15 protein-coding genes are annotated in these 17,771 nt (G+C 63.8%); 9 read left to right on the forward strand and 6 right to left on the reverse strand.

Annotated elements, in window-relative coordinates; genetic code table 11:
* Positions 1-159: 159 nt before the first annotated feature.
* The 4 genes from VGM61_RS06270 to VGM61_RS06285 all read right to left on the reverse strand — a co-directional run bounded on the left by VGM61_RS06270 (position 160) and on the right by VGM61_RS06285 (position 3,486).
* Positions 160-1,200: a LacI family DNA-binding transcriptional regulator gene (locus tag VGM61_RS06270; protein WP_331521884.1), complete on the reverse strand. Its 1,041-nt coding sequence runs from the start codon at positions 1,198-1,200 to the stop codon at positions 160-162.
* A 215-nt stretch (positions 1,201-1,415) separates the two neighbouring features.
* On the reverse strand, positions 1,416-2,957 hold the full coding sequence (locus VGM61_RS06275) for a PepSY-associated TM helix domain-containing protein (protein WP_331521885.1): 1,542 nt from the start codon (positions 2,955-2,957) through the stop codon (positions 1,416-1,418).
* The gene (locus VGM61_RS06280) at positions 2,954-3,223 is read right to left on the reverse strand and encodes a hypothetical protein (RefSeq protein WP_331521886.1); all 270 of its coding nucleotides are present in this window, start codon (positions 3,221-3,223) and stop codon (positions 2,954-2,956) included. Before VGM61_RS06280 ends, VGM61_RS06275 begins: the two co-directional genes overlap by 4 nt.
* Entirely contained in the window at positions 3,220-3,486 is a 267-nt protein-coding gene (locus VGM61_RS06285; RefSeq protein WP_331521887.1) for a hypothetical protein, read from the reverse strand. The genes VGM61_RS06280 and VGM61_RS06285 overlap by 4 nt, the downstream gene beginning before the upstream one ends.
* Positions 3,487-3,652: 166 nt before the next feature.
* Between VGM61_RS06285 and VGM61_RS06290 the strand changes: the two genes are divergently transcribed.
* From VGM61_RS06290 to VGM61_RS06305, 4 genes are all read left to right on the forward strand, one after another.
* Positions 3,653-4,351, forward strand: a complete 699-nt coding sequence (locus VGM61_RS06290; protein ID WP_331521889.1) for a glutathione S-transferase family protein — start codon at positions 3,653-3,655, stop codon at positions 4,349-4,351.
* A 757-nt stretch (positions 4,352-5,108) separates the two neighbouring features.
* Positions 5,109-7,784: a TonB-dependent receptor gene (locus VGM61_RS06295; RefSeq protein ID WP_331521890.1), complete on the forward strand. Its 2,676-nt coding sequence runs from the start codon at positions 5,109-5,111 to the stop codon at positions 7,782-7,784.
* Positions 7,785-7,825: 41 nt separating this feature from the next.
* Positions 7,826-10,420, forward strand: coding sequence for a beta-mannosidase (locus tag VGM61_RS06300; protein ID WP_331521891.1), 2,595 nt, complete (start codon positions 7,826-7,828; stop codon positions 10,418-10,420).
* A 97-nt stretch (positions 10,421-10,517) separates the two neighbouring features.
* Entirely contained in the window at positions 10,518-11,117 is a 600-nt protein-coding gene (locus VGM61_RS06305; protein ID WP_331521892.1) for a short chain dehydrogenase, read from the forward strand.
* Here the strand turns inward: VGM61_RS06305 and VGM61_RS06310 are convergent.
* The gene (locus tag VGM61_RS06310; RefSeq protein ID WP_331521894.1) at positions 11,114-12,346 is read right to left on the reverse strand and encodes an ATP-grasp domain-containing protein; all 1,233 of its coding nucleotides are present in this window, start codon (positions 12,344-12,346) and stop codon (positions 11,114-11,116) included. The genes VGM61_RS06305 and VGM61_RS06310 overlap by 4 nt on opposite strands.
* A 278-nt stretch (positions 12,347-12,624) precedes the next feature.
* Here VGM61_RS06310 and VGM61_RS06315 point away from each other — a divergent pair, with 278 nt between their 5' ends.
* From VGM61_RS06315 to VGM61_RS06325, 3 genes are all read left to right on the forward strand, one after another.
* Entirely contained in the window at positions 12,625-13,734 is a 1,110-nt protein-coding gene (locus VGM61_RS06315; RefSeq protein WP_331521895.1) for a sensor histidine kinase, read from the forward strand.
* The gene (locus tag VGM61_RS06320; RefSeq protein WP_331521896.1) at positions 13,731-14,471 is read left to right on the forward strand and encodes a LytR/AlgR family response regulator transcription factor; all 741 of its coding nucleotides are present in this window, start codon (positions 13,731-13,733) and stop codon (positions 14,469-14,471) included. The genes VGM61_RS06315 and VGM61_RS06320 overlap by 4 nt, the downstream gene beginning before the upstream one ends.
* Positions 14,472-14,629: 158 nt before the next feature.
* Positions 14,630-14,866: a hypothetical protein gene (locus VGM61_RS06325; RefSeq protein ID WP_331521897.1), complete on the forward strand. Its 237-nt coding sequence runs from the start codon at positions 14,630-14,632 to the stop codon at positions 14,864-14,866.
* 11 nt (positions 14,867-14,877) lie between these two features.
* Here the strand turns inward: VGM61_RS06325 and VGM61_RS06330 are convergent, their stop codons facing one another.
* A complete protein-coding gene (locus VGM61_RS06330; RefSeq protein ID WP_331521898.1) occupies positions 14,878-15,984 on the reverse strand; it encodes a hypothetical protein in 1,107 nt (368 codons plus the stop codon).
* A 583-nt stretch (positions 15,985-16,567) separates the two neighbouring features.
* Between VGM61_RS06330 and VGM61_RS06335 the strand changes: the two genes are divergently transcribed.
* Both VGM61_RS06335 and rsmG read left to right on the forward strand, forming a co-directional pair.
* Positions 16,568-17,023, forward strand: a complete 456-nt coding sequence (locus VGM61_RS06335) for an SPFH domain-containing protein (protein ID WP_331521899.1) — start codon at positions 16,568-16,570, stop codon at positions 17,021-17,023.
* Between the two features lie 62 nt (positions 17,024-17,085).
* Positions 17,086-17,718, forward strand: coding sequence for a 16S rRNA (guanine(527)-N(7))-methyltransferase RsmG (gene rsmG, locus VGM61_RS06340; RefSeq protein WP_331521900.1), 633 nt, complete (start codon positions 17,086-17,088; stop codon positions 17,716-17,718).
* Positions 17,719-17,771 lie beyond the last annotated feature (53 nt).

Genomic DNA, 17,771 nt, shown 5'->3' on the forward strand with positions numbered 1-17,771 from the left:
GCGAACGCCTGTTTCTTGTTTTGTCGTGCTGCCTCATGCCTCGGTGCCCTCCCCATGCCGCGGGTCAGTGGTACGTCGGTCCTGTCGGTGCTGCTGGTCCCTTGTTTCTTGTCTTGCGGAATTCAGCTGGCTTGAGCCCTTGCAGGGCGCGTCGCCGGGTCAGGCGTCGCTGTTGGGTGCGTGCCGTCGTCGTGACGGTGCGGTACCACCGCAGGAAGCGCGGACCACAAGTTCGGTGCTCGCCATGTGGCGCGGTGGCACCACCATGTCTTCGCCCGATTCGATCATCTGTGCCAGGCGCTCCATGGCCGTCTCGCCAAGTTCGGCGATGCGCACGCGCACCGTGGAGAGCGGCGGCGACACATAGCGCGCCATCGGGATGTCGTCAAAGCCGCCCACGGCGATATCGCCCGGGACGTTCACGCCGGCTTCGGCCAGCGCGGAAAGGCAGCCGATGGCCATCATGTCGTTGGCCGCGAAGATGGCGTCCGGACGCGGATTCATGCCAAGCACGGCCTGGGCTGCACGGAAGCCGGACTCTTCGCTGAAGTCGCCGTTGATGATCAGCTGGTTGGCGCCCAGGCCATTGGCCTCGAGCGCTTCGCGGTAACCATTCTCGCGCTCACGCACGTCGTTGTTGGCCTCGGGGCCGGCGATGAAGACAATGCGGCGGCGGCCGTGGTCCACCAGGTGCTGCACCATCGCTCGGGCGCCGCCACGGTCATCGATGTCCACCACCGCATGCCGGTGCCCGGGCACGTGGATGTTGATCAAGACCGCCGGCGTCGGCGTGGGCATGTTCTCTTCGATGAAGCTTTCATCGGCGTGCGGGGACATCACCAGCAGGCCGTCCACCCTTCCCTGCATCGCGCGCAGCGCCGTGGCGGCTTCCTCGGCGTCGCCGTGGGAGCTGGAGACCAACAGGTGCAAGCCCCGGGCGCGCGCGGCCAGGTCGATGCCGCGGATCAGTTCGGAGAAGAAGGCGCCATGCAAATCCGGCAACAGCGCACCAATGGTGTGGGTGCGGCGGGTGATCAAACTGCGGGCGGCGCTATGTGGCACATAACGCAGACGGGCGGCCACTTCGCGGATGCGCTGCTGGGTTTCGGCCGTGACCCCGCCGTGGCCGTTCAACGCGCGCGACACCGAGGCCACGGACACGTTGGCCATGCGGGCGACATCTTTGATCGTCACACTCACGCGTTCGTAACCCCGATGCGACCCGAACCGGGTGCTGTGGCGCGAAACGTAAACGTTTTCATAGGGGTTTGTAAAGCGACCAAAAACTGGCTGTTGGTGCGTTGCCACGTAAACGCTTACATGAGTCTGCAGCAACCCACTGGTTTGTCGTTAACTCTATGATTTACATCATGTAGATGGCGCGTGAAAGTGGTGGTGCGCTGCAGCGCGAAATGTTAGCCGGCAACGGCCCAAACGCTGTTCGAATCACCGCTTCGCGCACGACGCGCGGTGGCCCGGGCCAGGCTTCCAAAACCCACCGCCATGCCGACGCAGGTGATGTTCACCGCCAGGGCCGCCCCGCCGTCTTCCACACGCAAGCCGTGCAAGGCGACATCGGCGATGGCCACGCCCAGGCTTAAAGCTGCCGTCAGCAACAGCAGATCCACCGCCGCCCGGGCGGGCCGTCGCCATAGCGTCCAGCCGAACGCGGCGAGCAAGGTGATGAAGAACACTGGTTTGACGATCAACGCAGCGTCGAATCCTGCGGCCGCAGCCGCCAGGTTGGCGCAGAACGTCATCGTGATGGCGGCGCACGAACCCAGGCACAGCCCCACCGTGGCCGTGGCCATGGCGCGTACTTTCAGTGGCTGGTCGGCTGACCGGCGCTTGCGCCGTGATTCGATATACAGAAGGTTGCCCGAGTAGAACAGGAACGCCCCGGCCAAACCCAGCAGGAAGTACAGCCACTTCACCGCGGTGCCGCCGAAGGTGCCGAAATGCAGGCCGAAGATCGCCGCGTACGTCGCATGGTTGGCATCCCTGGCACCGGTCACCTGCACGCCCAGCACGCGTCCATCCACCGCACTCAGGGCCACGCTTCCATATTCGCCCAGCGTTTTCCCCGAGCGGCCCCGCACTTCCACCGCGGCGTTTCGATCGCCGTACTGCAGGTAACGCATGTAATCGGGATCGAAGCCTTCCGCACCTGAGGCCAGGGCCACGGCGCGCGCCTTTTCCACCGCCACGTGCGGCGGCAGCATGGGCGCCGGTACGTTGCTGGCGATAACCGTGGGGCTTGCGCCGGTGAGCGAATCTTCCAGCGGCACGAGCCTGCCGTCGAAGGCCATCACGTTGAAGGCCACCATGGCGACGGTCATCAGGCAGATCAACGCACCGGTGATCGCGAAGATCACATGAAAGGGCAGGCTGAGGATGCCGATCACGTTGTGGGCGTCCTGCCACAGGCGTTTGAGGTTCCGCCCCGGGCGCAGCGCGAAAAGATCCTGCACCAGATGGGGCAGGTGGATCAGCACGCCGCTGAGCAGGGCCACGCCGTAGACAATGGACACCAGGCCCATCAGGTAGATGCCCAGTTCCGGGATGCCCAGGGTGTAGTGCAACGAATAGACGAAATCGGCCAGCCCCTCGTGCTCGTCGTCCTCGCCGCGGGGCTTGGCATCATCCAGGCCCTGCACGTGCCAGTCCTTGTCGAACCAGTACACCGCCACTTCGTGCGAGGGGTGGTCGCCGGGCAAGGTCATGCCGATCTGCGCCCGCGAGGCCGGATGTTCTTCCATGACCTTGGCCATCAACGCATCGGCTCGCTGGATCAGGTCCGTGGACACCGCGGGCGGATGCGGTACTGCCCAGGTATCGATCTCGTCGTGGAACACGCTCAATGCGCCGGCATAGAACGCGATGAACAGCGCGAAGCCCGCGATCAGGCCCGTCCAGGTATGAAGCTCCGTCAGTCGACGGCGCGTTTCTGCCCTCACGAAGGCAAGCCCGGCAAGGTGTGCTGGGCGATCCACAACGCCGCGAAGGCCGCCAGGTTGGCCGAGGCCATCCAGCCCCAGGCGCGCGACGCAGAGCGATACAGGAAGGCGGACAGGATCAGCACCATATAGAGGGGAAAGAAGACCACCACCGCCGGTACCAGCACGTGGACGCTGTCGCCGGGCCAGCACAGCACGGCAAGGCCGGTGAGTGCGATGGCAAGCGTGAGGCCGAGCAGGGCGCCGGCGAGGCTGCGGCCGATCATGGGCGCGGCTCCGCGGCGGGTTTGAGCCACCACACCACATAGGGAAGGGTGATTGCGCCCAGCATCAACGCCGACAGCGCGCCGAAAATGCCGGGAAGGGTGTCGATGGAAGCGATCGCCAGTGCCAGGGCCGCCACGGTAAGCACCCAGCCGGCTACGCGAGCAGCGCGGCCCGCACGCCGGGCCAGAAGGCGCTGCTGGGTGCTGGCGAGGTACCAGAAAGCCGCAGCCGCGGCGGCCAGAAGGATGGCGAAAGTAAGCATAACGAGAATTATTCTCGTTTAGAGCTCCCTTTTCAAGCTGTGGCGTCTTTTTCCCCCGTGGGCTGTCGATCCAGCCGGTCACCGTTCGACGCAAGGATAGGAACCAGATCCGAGGCCGTGGGGCATGCGGAGGTGGTTTCCGCCCATTCAAGCGGGAGAGGGGTTTATGTCGCACGTTGAGTCATTGAATCGCGCCACATCGACGAAAGATGGCGAAAAGATCACCGTCTTCGGCGAAGGTCGGGGGTTCCGGGTGGTCTGGCTGCTGGAGGAGATGGGGCTCCCATATCAGCTCAGGCCCGTGGACCTGTTGGCCGGCATCGAAGAAGACGCTGAGTTCCTGGCGATCAATCCCGCCGGCTTCATTCCCGCGATCCGGGACGGCGACGTCACGATGGTCGAATCCATTGCGATCATGGAGTACCTGATGGCTCGGTACGGACCGACCCCACTCGCACCCGGCCCGCACGATCAGGCCTTTCCCGCCTACCAGCAGTTCTTGCACCTGGGTGAAGCCGGCCTCGCCGCCTCGATCTACTTCGTCGTTGGCGCCCGCCTTTTTGCGCCAGAGTCCGAGCGGCAAAACTGGAGCGCTGGTCAGGCGCTGGATACTTTCCAGAGCCGGTTGACGCTGGTAACGCGGCAGCTCGCACGCTCGCCCTATCTTGCCGGCGAGACATTCACGGCCGCCGACATTTCGGTGACCTACGCCCTGATGTTGGCCCGAAGAAATGGAGGCGTCACCCTGGGCGAGGCAGAGCAATCCTATGTGGCCCGCACCAGCGCACGCGAAGGCTACAAGCGGGCCATGAAAACATGTAAGGCCACGAGCGCATTGCTTGTACAAGCGCCCGTTCTACTTTGAGCATCATTTGATCGGCTTTGCCATCCAACTTTGAGACCATTCGGATAGAACTGCGCCGGGTGTTTCTGGGATCATTCGTGGGTTGTCTTTACATCGACAACCGGGTGTAGAAACCCATCACCAAGCCGGGCTCCGCAACTTCGGTTGCGGGGTTCGTGTTCTTCCGCCATCTGGCGGGCGACCAGGCGGGCGCAAGCCCGGCCGACTTGGTGCGGTTTTCTACCCTGGCTCGCCCGCCGCCCTCACCCTTAAGCAGGCAAAAGCGTAGCGAGCCATTGAGGGCGAATGGACGCGCCTGGCATGCTCACGCGTGCCCTGCACCGCCAGTTACGTTCGGCACCAGAGCCGTGGGGAGCGACGCTGGGTGCGTTCATTCGCCTGATTCGTCAGGACCGCTGTGATTCCTTCCGAACTGCGACGCAACAACCAGGCAACGCGGCAATGGGGTTGTAGATCGATCTAATCGACCTATCATCTATGCGGCATTGCAACATGTGAAGGCCATGTATATGTGCTGAAAATCAATAGCCTGACTGCATCACATTTAGTTTAACTCGTGGCAAAAAATCGTTGACATCGTTGTCATCGGCCCGGAAGAATCAACCCCATAGGGTGGCCAATAGGGGCTCCCAGGGCTTGTTCCGTCGGCGTCCCCACGACTAGGCGGCAGGCCAGGCAACACATCACGCAAGACCGATCGACCACGGGCAACTTCAGCCGGTGCGCTGTCGTTCGGCCTGAAGAAACGGAGATCCATATGCGCCTTCGCTACAACGCCCTTTCCTTCGCCGTTGCCGGCCTCCTCGCCTCGAGCGCCTCGTTTGCCCAGGACACCACCAGCCAGCCAGTCCCGGCGCCGGCGTCTTCCAGTACCGCCCCCGTACCTCCCGCGCCGGTGCCGGCGAGCCAGGATCCAAGCGCCGCCAAGGGCGCCAACCCCGGCCAGGCGCAGACACTCTCGACCGTCACGGTTACTGGTATCCGCGCCAGCCTGCAGAAGTCGCTGGACTTGAAACGCAACGCCGATTCGATCGTCGATGCCATCTCCGCCGAGGACGTCGGCAAATTCCCCGACACCAACGTGGCCGAATCGCTGTCGCACCTGCCAGGTATCAGCGTGGACAGGAATTTCGGCGAAGGCGACAAGGTAAGCATCCTGGGCACGGACCCCGCTTTGAACCGGCTGCTGCTGAACGGCCAGACGCTCGCTTCCACCAACTGGACGAGTGATCCGAACAATCCGGACAGCCGCAGCTTCGACTACAGCCTGCTTACCTCCGAGATCATTGGCAACGCGCAGGTGTACAAGACGCCGCAGGCGAAGATCGACGAAGGCAGCATCGGCGGCACGGTGATCGTGAACACGCGCAAACCGCTGGATCTGAAGCCCAACACGCTTACCGGCACGGTGAGCTACGGCTACAACGACCGTGCCGACACCGGCAAGCCGAATGCATCGGCACTCTATAGCTGGCATAACGACGAAAAGACCTTCGGCATCCTGGGCTCGGTGATGCATTCGGATCGAATCATCGATCGCCAGGGCACGGAAGTATTTGGCTACCAGAAGGTCAACGATCCCACCGATACCAATCCCGACCATCAGTTCGCACCCGGCGTTGTCGCACCCGGCGCCACCGGTGTGTATCCGACGGCGATCAATAGTGCGTGGTTCCAGCAGGAGCGCAAGCGCGACGGCGTGTCCACGGGTATCCAGTGGAAGCCCAACGATGGTTTCGAGCTGAATTTCACCGGCTTGTATGTCACCGAGAAGTTCAACAATTACAACCAGAGCCGCTATGGCGACTGGTCGGGCAGCGCGCCGGCTGCCACAGCGCTGGGCATCACCAATGGCGTGGCCACCAGCGGCACGTACGGCGCCACCGCGCCCACTTACCTTGATGGCTACGAGCGAGAGTCGAAGGTGAACACCGGTACCGCTCAATTGCGCGCGGACTGGTACGGCGATGGCTGGACGGCGTCGAGCCAGGTGGGCTACACCGGGTCCACGGGCGGTTCGCAGGGCATCTACAACGTGCAGTTCCAGGGCATGGGCGGTTACAACTGGAACCTCGACGGCCAACACCCGCAGATCAACTACAACACGCCGCCCACCGATGCCAATGCGATGCTCGCGCACGGCGCAGGCTTCAGCTACGCACCCAGTTACGATCGCGAACGTTACTTCCAGGCCGACTTCGCGCACGACGTGTCGTTCGGTCCGATGAACCAGATCGAGGTGGGCGTGAAAGCGTCCAACCACTACAACGGCCAGACCGGCTATGCAGCCACGATCCCCACGCAGGATGGCAGCGGCGTGACCCTCGGCGATCTTGCCGGCAGCGGCACGCCCGACGGTTATCTCGATGGCCTTGACGGTACGCCGACCATGAAGGACTGGACCACCATCAGCAAGCAGGGCCTGAAGAACTACGTCAACGGCCTCGTCACCGACGCGCCGATGGATCCCAAGGCCACCTACAGCATCCAGGAGCAGAACCGCGCGTTCTACCTGCAGGGCGACTTCGCCGGCGACAACTACCGCGGCAACCTCGGCGTGCGCTATTACCACACGCGGGACACCGTGGACGGCTACAACAGCATCGGCGGCAATGCGTACACGCCGGTGGACCTGCACAACGCTTACAATGGCTGGCTGCCGTCGTTCAACATCGCCTACGACCCGATCGACGACCTCACCCTGCGCTTTGCCGCCTCCAAGGCCATCGCCCGTCCGCGCTACCAGGAAATGACGCCGTACATCGCGCTGGACGATCGCACGCTCACCGGCTCCGGCGGCAATACGGATCTGAAGCCCTATAAGTCGACCAACTACGACGCCTCGGCCGAATGGTATTTCTCCGAGAACAGCCTGCTATCGGCTGAATTCTTCTTCCGGAGGATTTCCGGCTACATCCTCAACACCAACGTGCCGCAGGAACACTTCAACAACACCGAGAACCAGAACGAGATCTACCAGATGGAGGTACCGGTGAACGCCGGCGTGGCCAAGGTGAAGGGTGTATCGCTTACCTACCAGGGGAATTTTGGGGGCGGTTTCGGCATGCTGGCCAACTACACCTACTCCGATGCCAGCACCAGCAACGACTTCCCGCTTCCGTACAACTCGAAGAACTCGTTCAACCTCAGCCCTTATTTCGAGCAGGGGCCGTGGAGCGCACGGGTGACTTACAGCTGGCGCTCGGCGTACTTCACCCAGATCGCCCAGTTGCAGTCGCAGCAGATCACGGGCATCTTCCGTGAACTGGATGCTTCCATCGGCTACCAGGTGAACGACCACATGCGCGTGTCGCTGGACGGCACGAACCTGCTGGACGAAACCTATTTCGTGTACAACAACACGCCGGCCGAGCCGCTTAATGCCTACAAGAATGGACGGACCTATATGCTGAGTCTTGGCTTCAAGCTGTGAGACCTCGCCGGGGAGCCCTGCTGCTGGCGTGCACGTTCCTGATGACCGGGGGCGCCTTCGCCGAAGGCGCAACGCGCCAGAAGCTCGATGATGGCTGGCAGTTCCGGCTGGCCGCGGGGTCGAAGCTGGCCCAAGCCCACGCCGACACGACAAGCTGGATGCCGGCGCAGGTTCCCGGCAGCGCGCAAACAGACCTGCTTGCCCTGGGCAAGGTGCCTGATCCGTACTACCGCGACAACGAAGCCGCCCTGCAATGGGTGGGCCTGGCCGACTGGGATTACAGGCTCACCTTCGACGCGGGCGCCAAGCCCGTGGCAGGCGAGCATGTAGCACTGGTGTTCGATGGGCTCGATACCTTTGCCGACGTCGAGCTCAACGGCAAGCCGCTGTTGAAGGCCGACAACATGTTCCGCCAATGGCGGGCACCGGTGGAAAAGGCACTGCGCCCCGGGCAGAACACGCTGGTGGTGCACCTTCATTCGCCGATCGCGCGCCTGCTGCCATGGCTGCTGAAGCAGCCTTATGCCCTTCCCGGGGAATTTGACTCCGCCTTTGGCGACGAGCCAAAGGGCAAGCAGACCTCCAACTACGTTCGCAAGGCCAACTACCAGTACGGCTGGGACTGGGGCCCGCGCTATGTCACGTTGGGCATCTGGCAGCCGGTATGGCTGGAGCGCTGGCAGGGCTGGAAGCTCGAAGACTTCCACGTGGCCCAATCCAAAGTGGACGCGGATGTCGCCGATCTTCAAGCCCAGCTTGCTGTCCGCGCCGACAAGGCCGGGCCGGCCGATGTCCACGTAGCGTGGGCGGCGCCGGATGGCACCAAGGGCGATGAAAGCCTGCATGTGACGCTCACCGCCGGCGAGAACCACCTGTCCGTGCCTGTCCACATCGACCATCCGCAGCGCTGGTGGCCGGTGGGCTACGGCGCGCCGAACCTCTACCACTTCGATGCCACGGTCTCGGCCAACGGCAAGGACGTCGCTTCCGTCTCGCGGGATACGGGCCTGCGCACGATCGAACTGCGGCGCGACCACGACAAGTGGGGACGCGGCTTCGCCTTCGTGGTGAACGGCGTGCCCATCTTCGCCAAGGGCGCCAACCTGATCCCGTTCGACAGCTTCCCCAGCCGTGTTACCGATGCGCGCATGCAGTCGATATTGCAGTCGGCCGTCGATGCCAACATGAACATGTTGCGCATGTGGGGTGGCGGCACGTACCAAAGCGACGCCTTCTATGCGATGGCCGACCGCATGGGGCTGATGATCTGGCAGGACTTCATGTTCGGCGGGGCCATTACGCCGTACGACAAGGCCTTCCGCGACAACGTTCGCATCGAGGCGACCGAACAGGTGCGACGGCTGCGTGACCATCCGTCCATCGTGCTGTGGGCCGGCAACAACGAAGTGCAGACCGGCTGGGAGTCATGGCCCGATCGCGAGGCATTGCGCAAAGCCATTCCCAAAGAAGAAACCGCACGCATCGAGAACGGCATGCGCGAGCTCTTCGGCCACACGCTGCGCAGCGTGGTGAACGGGCTAAGCCCGGATGTACCGTACTGGGCGAGCTCGCCAAGCACCGACTACGAAGGCAAGGCCAACGTCGAGACCGACGGCGATTTCCACTCGTGGGACGTGTGGTCAGGCTCCAAGCCCATCGCCCATTACCTGGACGTCACGCCGCGTTTCCAGTCCGAGTACGGCCTGCAGTCGTTCCCGGTAATGGCCACGCTTGAGAGTTTCGCCAAGCCTGATGACATGGCCGCCGAATCCACGGTGATGCGCGCGCACCAGAAGTTCGACAAGGGCAACGGCAACCAGCGCCTTCTTCTTTACATTCGCCAGGAATATGGCGAGCCGAAGGACTTTCCTTCGTTCGTGCATTTGAGCCAGCTGATGCAGGCCGAGGGCATCGAGCTTGCCGCCGAGCACCTGCGCAGTGCGCGGCCGCAAAGCATGGGCTCGCTGTTCTGGCAGCTCAATGACGTATGGCCCGGGGCATCCTGGGCAAGCGTGGATTACTTCGGTCGCTGGAAGGCGTTGCAGTATCGCGCACGTCATTTCTATGCACCGGTAGACGTGGTACCCATCCGTCGTGATGGCAGCACCCAGCTGTCGGTGGTATCGGATCGTACCGAGCTCTTCGATGCGCAGCTGCGCACGCGCGTGATGGACTTCGACGGCCACGTGTTTCACGACGATACCCGGCCGGTAAAAGTTGCAGCGCTGGCCGGTACGCCCGTGGCTAGCACCACCGATGCCGGATTCCTTGGCAAGGCCGATCCAACCCATACCGTGGTGTCGTTCGACCTGATCGAGCATGGCGCCGTGGTTGCTCACCACCTGCTTTACTTCGGCGCCGCAAGCACGCTCGCGCTGCCCAAGCCCGGCATCGAGGCCACGCTCCACAAGGATGGCGGCTCGATCGTCGTTACCGTGCGCGCCAAGCATCTCGCGCGCGGTGTGTGGATCGACTTCGGCAAACTCGACGCAAAGCTGTCGGACAATGCGTTCGATCTATTGCCGGGTGAAAGCGTAAGCATTCGCGTTTCCGGGAATGACGACATCGACGCACTGCGGCAGGCGATGGCGGTAGAGTCGGTGGTGGACTGGACCAAGGACACGGCGTCCCACTGAGCGGCGCCGATGCGCAGGACATAGCCGCGTAGCGGCGCGGCATACTTGATGTCAGGATGGAAGCCTTGGTTTTTCCCCATGGGATGAAGGAGCACTCATGAAGATCCTGCTGGTAGGCGCAAGTGGCACGCTGGGCATGGCGGTACGCAAGGAGTTGGGCAACCGGCACGACATCATCTCCGCCGGACGCTCATCGGGTGACTTTCGGGTGGACCTCGCCGACGAGGCGAGCATCAAGGCCATGCTGGACAGCGTCGGCACCGTCGATGCCATCGCCAGTACGGCGGGCAACGTCACTTTTGCCCCCCTGGCGGAGCTCGACGCTGCTGCGTTTGCCGTAGGACTCAACGACAAGCTGATGGGGCAGGTGAACCTGGTTCGGCACGGTGCCGGGCATCTTGTCGATAGCGGTTCGTTCACGCTGATCGGCGGCATCCTGTCCGAGCAGCCGATCATTGCCAGTGTGTCGGCAAGCATGGTGAATGCGGCCCTGGAAGGTTTCGTGCGCGCGGCAGCGATCGAACTTCCGCGCGGCATTCGCATCAACGTGGTGAGCCCCACGGTGCTGGTGGAATCGATGGACAAGTACGGACCGTTCTTCCGCGGCTTCGAGCCTGCCCCGGCTTCCCGCGTTGGGCTGGCTTACAGCCGCAGTATCGAGGGTGCGGCGACCGGTCAGGTGTTGAAGGTCAACTAGGCTCCGCCCTCAGGCGCGCGAGCCTGCTGCCGGGGAACCACCTCGTGCATGCGTCCGAAGGTGCGCGTGGCAAGTTCGCCGACAAAATGAAGGGCAGGGCCCGGATCGTCGAAGCGGAACGAGTGGTAATGCGCGCCGGCCCACTGCGTCAGCACCGTATGCCAGGGCCATCGGCCCTGGCTACGTTGCGCCCACACGGTACCCAGGTCGCGGTAAAGGTCCACGCAGCCCTGGCCCAGGGGATAGGTTGAACCGGCGACGGGAACAGGCAGGCCCAATGCATCGGCATACGCCATCGCGCATACGTTCACCCCGCAGCGCGCGGCGAATTCCACGTAAGTCCAGGCCCGCGTATTCACTTCCAGGATCCGGTGCGCCCCGTCGCGCCGATCATGCTTGAACTCCGCGCTGAAGATGCCGCGGTAGTCCACGTGCGCCAGCAGCCGCTTTACGTCCTCTACGGCGTCGGGAATTTCCTCCAGGGCAATGCTGTGGCAATACGAGCTGTTGCCGAAGTCCGGCGGGGAAATCCTTATCCGACGACGGGCGAACAGGGCCGTGATGTTGCCCTGCGCATCGCGGAAGCCATCGACGAACACGTGGGCATCAGGCGGACCGGGAACGTATTCCTGCACCATCACGCGAAAGCCCATGCCATCGAATCGACGCCAGGTATCACGCATTTCCGCGCGCGAAGCCACCCAGAACCCCTTCGCGCCGGTCATGTCGCTGAAGGCCTGCGAATTGACCGGTTTGACGAAGACACGATCGAGCTGGTCGAACGGTACCTGGTCGAGGTCTGCTTCGACATCGATGCGATACGTGCGGGGGTGGGGCAGGCCCAGTTCGCCAGCCAACGCTGCGAAGCATGACTTGTCCTGCAGCGTCGCCTGGGTGGCGGCCGAACTGTTGCTGGTGGGAAAGCGGGCGGCAAGGTCGTCGGGAAGCGTGGTCAGCCACAGTGCCGCGTCATCGGCACCGGGGATAATCACGGCCTCGTCCACGGGCATCCGGCGCAATGCATTCCATCCTTCGTCGCCCAGCTGTCCCTGCCAGGGCTTAGGTCCCGGCGTCGGCCGGAACCAGCGCGAATGAGTCACGTGGTCGCCAGTTGGCGCCGCGACGGTACAGGGTATGCCTGCCATCGTGATGCACCTGAGCATGCCCAGTGCCGTGGGCCCGCGGCCCAGCACGATCGCCGGCACGCGCTGCGATTTATTCCCTGCCATGTCATGCCCCTGCCAGTGGGCCTTGCGGTCAGCCCGTACGTTTTCGCATCCCGCCTCGCCTTGTGGCATCACGAGTTGCAATGCCAGCTTAGCCACTACCCGCCGCCACGCCCTTACACCAGAAGCCCTAGTAAATTTTGCGTGCCGCTACGCCGAACGGCCTGCCCCGGTGAAACCCCGCCGAAAGGCAAGCGCGCGGCGACCGGTGACCACCGGGCCATGCACGGGGGGCATCTTCCGGTGCATGCTGCGCACCTATCGTTCCCTGAGCGCACGGCGTGGCCGACGGTTCCGACATCATCAGCCTGGTTTCTCCCCGACCCGCCCCACGCTGGCGGCTGTGGCTGCTGTTGTTCGGATTCTGGACGGTGGTGGCTCTGTTCAGCGCCTTGAGCATGTACCTCAACGCCCTGGGCGAAGGCGAAACACGCAGCCTGCGGCAATCACTGGCTTACAGCCTTCCGGAATTCTGGCTGTGGTTCGCGTTCACGCCGCTGGTGGTGTTCCTGGGCAATCGCACCGCACGCGCGGGCTGGGGCCGGTTCGCCCTGGTCCATGTGCCCGCCAGCCTGGTGCTTGGCGTGGTGCATGGCGTCACCACGCTCACCCTGCTTTACCTTACCGCCGGCCGGCCGCCTTCGCCCACATGGACGATTCCCCATCTGATGAAGGTGGAGCTGATCTACCAGGCACACCTGTCGGTGCTGATCTACTGGGCGGTGCTGGGTGTATCGCGTGGTGCGGATTCGCATCGCCGCCTGCGCGATGAACGCCTTCGCTCGACGCAGCTCGAACAACAACTGGCGCAGACCCAGCTACAGGCCTTGCGGGCGCAACTGCAGCCGCACTTCCTCTTCAATACGCTCAATGCGATCTCCGCGCTGGCACTGAGCGACCCGCCGCTGGCCCGGGTGATGATTTCCCGCCTTGGGGATTTCCTGCGCCTGACGCTCGAGGACGACCAGCGCCAGCACGTGCCGCTGCGGCGGGAACTTGAGTTCCTCGATTGCTACCTGGGCATTCAGCGCGTGCGTTTCGGCGACCGGCTGGTGACGGATTTCGCCATCGATGCGGATACGCTCGACGCCTGCGTGCCGCACCTTATCCTGCAGCCACTGGTTGAAAACGCCCTGCAGCATGGGTTGCTGCGGCTTGCCGAAGGCGGCACCCTGCGCGTGGCCGCGCGGCGCGATGCGGGGCACCTGCACCTTACCGTCGAGGACAACGGCCAGGGACTTCCGCCCGGGGCGATCCGCGAAGGCGTGGGCCTGGGCAACACGCGTGCGCGCCTGGAGGCGTTGGGCGGCAGTGCACTGGGGATGCGCAAACGCGCCGATGGCGGCACCTGTGTCGAGATGAGCCTGCCCTATCGGGCGGCCAGCGCATGACGCCGCTGCGTTGCCTTCTGGTCGACGATGAGATGCTTGCGCGCCTGGCCCTGCGCCAGGCGTTGGAAAACCACACGGATATCGTCGTCGTGGGCGAGTGCGGCAATGCCGAGGAAGCCATCCTCGCTGTCGACCGCCTGCATCCGGACCTGGTGTTCCTGGACATCCACATGCCCGGCATGGACGGCCTGGAGCTGGCGGCGCGGCTACCCGCTGGTGCGCTGCCCTGGATCGTCTTTGCTACCGCGTACGACGTCCATGCCTTGCGCGCGTTCGATGCCGGTGCCATCGACTACGTGCTCAAGCCCATCGACCAGGACCGCTTCGACCATTGCATCGCGCGCCTGCTGCAGCGATGGCGGCAGATGGAAGCGCCGCCCACGCGCTTCCACGCCCTGGCCACCGCCGCGCGCCGGATGAGCGTGCGAGTGGGCGAACACCACCGGGTGATCCGCGTCGCCGACATCGACTACGCCTGTGCTGAAGGCAACTACGTCGCCCTGCACGTGGGCGGGGAGTCGATCCTGCATCGCGAATCGATGAAGAACCTGGAACTCGAGCTTGGGCCTGAGCAGTTCCTGCGCATCCACCGCCGGACTTTGGTGAATGTCGACCGCGTCCGTGAGGTGCACCCACTTTTCCATGGCGATGCCGAGATCGTGCTGCGCGACGGCACCCGGCTCACCCTGAGCCGCCGCTTCCGGGATGCCGCCAAGCCGGTGCTCGGCTTGCGCTAGGGCCCATCCAAAGCCCTATTCGAGCCAGGTTCCCGGGACCGTTCGTTCCTGCTTCAGCGCCGTTCGTCGCGCCTTCGGCGCCATCCATCCCAAACGGGGTGTGGCCCGCTCCTGGGCGGGACTATCGTCCTGGCTGACCGAAAAGGAGTGACCCTGTCATGCGCATTCGTCTTACCCCCATCGCCTGCCAATCCATCGTACTTGCCGTCTGCCTCGGCATGCCGATGCCCCTGATCGCCTCGCTGGCCAACCGAGCCAACGCGGCATCCCTGGCCGAAACGACTGGCTCCAACCCCGCCACCTCCACCGACGGGGACACCACGCCCATCACCGCCCTAAGGGCCGTCGGCTTCGATACCCGCATCATGACCACCGGCTCCATCGTCGGCTGGTAAAGAGTGGCGCCTCAGTGGATCGTGTGCAGCGGACGGCATTGGCCGCCCTCGCAATCGATGAGTACGCTGTAGCTGTCACAGGCGGCCCGGAACGTGGTTCCGCCGTTGGGCTGCACGGCGCCGCACCTCATCTTCGTGGCCAGATCCTGGGCTTTGGACATCAAGCCTGCGTCCACGGGCGCGACCGGCGGCGCCGCCGCCATCGGCTGGGCGGATGCCGAATCAATGACAGGGGTCTCCGCAGAATCGACTGGCCTTTTCTGCGCCATGGCTACCGTGGTGGATTCGCTCACCGGTGAGGGTGACGGTATCGGCGGTGTCGCCGATACGGCTGCGGATGTGTCCTCCTGCGCTGGCGCCTGAGGCGGCTCGACCGTCGGTGAGGACATTGCTGGTGCCGCGTGCCCGGATTCGCGTGCCGCACTGCCGTTGGCAGCCAGCTGCATGAGGGTCGCCGCCGCCGCGGGATCGGTGATGTGGTCCTCCATCACGATCTTCCCGACGTCCTTGTTGATCATCGCAGCGACGATCAGCCCGCCGATGAGGCCACCGACCAAACCGACCCCGGCGGCCTGCCCGTAGCTCATGCGTACACCCGACGGATGGATGCTGCGGCCAATCATGCCGCCGGTGGCCGCGCCCACGGCAATCGGCGCCGCGAACGACAACACGTTGATCTTCTTTCCCGAAACGTCCCTTTCGAAGCCGACATTGGAACAGTCGAGGTTTTCCGGCGGCGCGTGCGCGGGTGTCGGCACGGCGGAAAAGTACCGGTAGATCTGCGGCGCGCCATTCTTATCGCGCGGTATGAAAACGCCACCGTCGTTGTACCAGCGCCGACCCTTGTGATCGGTCGTCTCGTTGTAGATGGCGCCCGGCATCGCTCGATAGAAGATCCCCGCGCCACTCTCCTTTTCCGCCACGTAAGGACCTTTCGCGAGAGTGATGCGCCACGTCACTTTGACCAGGCCCTTTGGCTCGGACTGGAACGAAATCGGCTGGGTGACGTCCAGGCATGTGACGGTGGTCGGTGCCGACAACGTGTCGGGCTTGATCATGTGAGTGCACCCCGACAGCAACGCGAGAGGCAACGCCAGCAAGCCCGGCACACGCGCCATTTTGATCGCATCCTTCACAACGCACTCCTCGTCAACTTGTGGCTACCTCGTTCGGCAAGGAAGCTGGCGCTCGGTGCGTTCGGCGTGCACGGCTGGGCATTGACGTGACCCGCACGCCGTCGCCAGCAGGACGCCCGCGACGGCGCGCCACGCTCGGTTTCGTCACCTACCGCAAAGCCCCTTCCCCCAATGGCCGCGCATTGCGTCACGGCCGTGCGCGGAGAATTGGCTAAACCCGGCGTCCTGTCAAATAACGCAACCGTAAGTTTTTACGAGCATTTCTTTGCACTGACGCGCACCGCGGGGCCATTGGCACGGGTCTTGATCCTTGTCCTGTGAAAGGGAAAAAAGCTGCGGATTTAGCGGATCTCCCGCGGGACTCCTGCCCCACCCGGTCGTTAGGTGACCGTTAGGGGCATCCCACTCAAGTCCTCGGCCGATCAGCCGATAGACCTAAGCGTTTGTAATACTTGCGTTAAATAACCCTGTTAAATTAGGATTAATCCTGCACTCATCATGGCGATGTAAGATCTTCTGGACGCATCGTTAACGATAGTCTGCCAAATAGCTGAAATATATAACTATGTTCACTTCCGCCTTCTTCCTGCTTTCGATCACCTTCGCTGCCTTTGCCGCGCTTTCGATCCGTCGCATTCCGGAAGGCCAGGTGCATAGCCTCTATCGTTTGGGCAAGCCCGCCCGCCTGTTGGGCGCCGGCACCCACTTCGTGCTGCCGCTGGCCGATCGCGTCGTGCACAAGATCCAGCTCGGCGGCCAGACCCTGAACTTCAGCGACCATGTCGACGTGCGCGACGTCCAGGGCACGGTGTACTGGCAGGTGCTGGAACCGGAGCGCGCCGATCTGGTCATCGACCAGGCCGACGAGCTCATCCGTGAACGCCTTCGCGATGCCCTGCGCACCGATGCGGCCAACGACGCCGACTTCCGCGCCATGAACGCCCGCCTGAAGCTGGCCGCCAACGCTTTCCTGCGCGAGCGCGGCATGCTGGTGACCCGGGTGGACCTCTCCATCGCCTGATCGCTGGCGCCGCGGCCCAAGGCCCCGGATACTTGGTGGTCGTCCCGTCCAGGTAGCGCTCCATGGAAAACCGCGACGCGCTACGGCGCCTGCTCGAAGAAGGCGCGGCCGCGCTCGGCCAGTCGCTGGAACCGGCCACGACCGAGGCCCTGCTCGACTACCAGGCCCTGCTGCAACGCTGGAACGCCGCTTACAACCTCACGGCCGTCCGTGACGCCGAAGGCATGGTCACCCGGCACCTGGTCGATTCGCTGGCGATCGCGCCGTACGTCACCGGCCAGACGCTGGCAGACCTTGGCACCGGCCCGGGCCTGCCGGGTATCCCCCTTGCACTACTGGCCCCGGAACGCACCTGCCTGCTGGTGGATTCCAACGGCAAAAAGGTACGTTTCCTGCGTGAAGCGATCCGCAGCCTGGGGCTGTCAGGAAGGGTAACGGCCACCCAACAGCGGGTGGAGGACGTCCAGGGCACGTTCGACTGCATCACCGCGCGGGCCTTCGCCTCCCTGGCCGACATGCTCACCTGGGGCGGGCATCTGTTGGCCCCGGGCGGCACGTGGCTGGCCATGAAGGGAAAATACCCGGCGGAAGAACTGCCGGGGGTTCCGGCGGGTTTCAAGGTGCAGGCCATCGAAAGGCTCAACGTGCCCGGCGTGGACGGCGAACGCCACCTGGTGGTGCTCGGCCGCGCCTGAAAACCTTGCGGCGATGGTAACCTAGCCCACTTTCCGCGCACGGTTCCCTCGAG

The sequence above is a fragment of the Pinirhizobacter sp. genome, from assembly GCF_036499745.1.
Classification (GTDB): Bacteria; Pseudomonadota; Gammaproteobacteria; order Xanthomonadales; family Rhodanobacteraceae; genus Pinirhizobacter.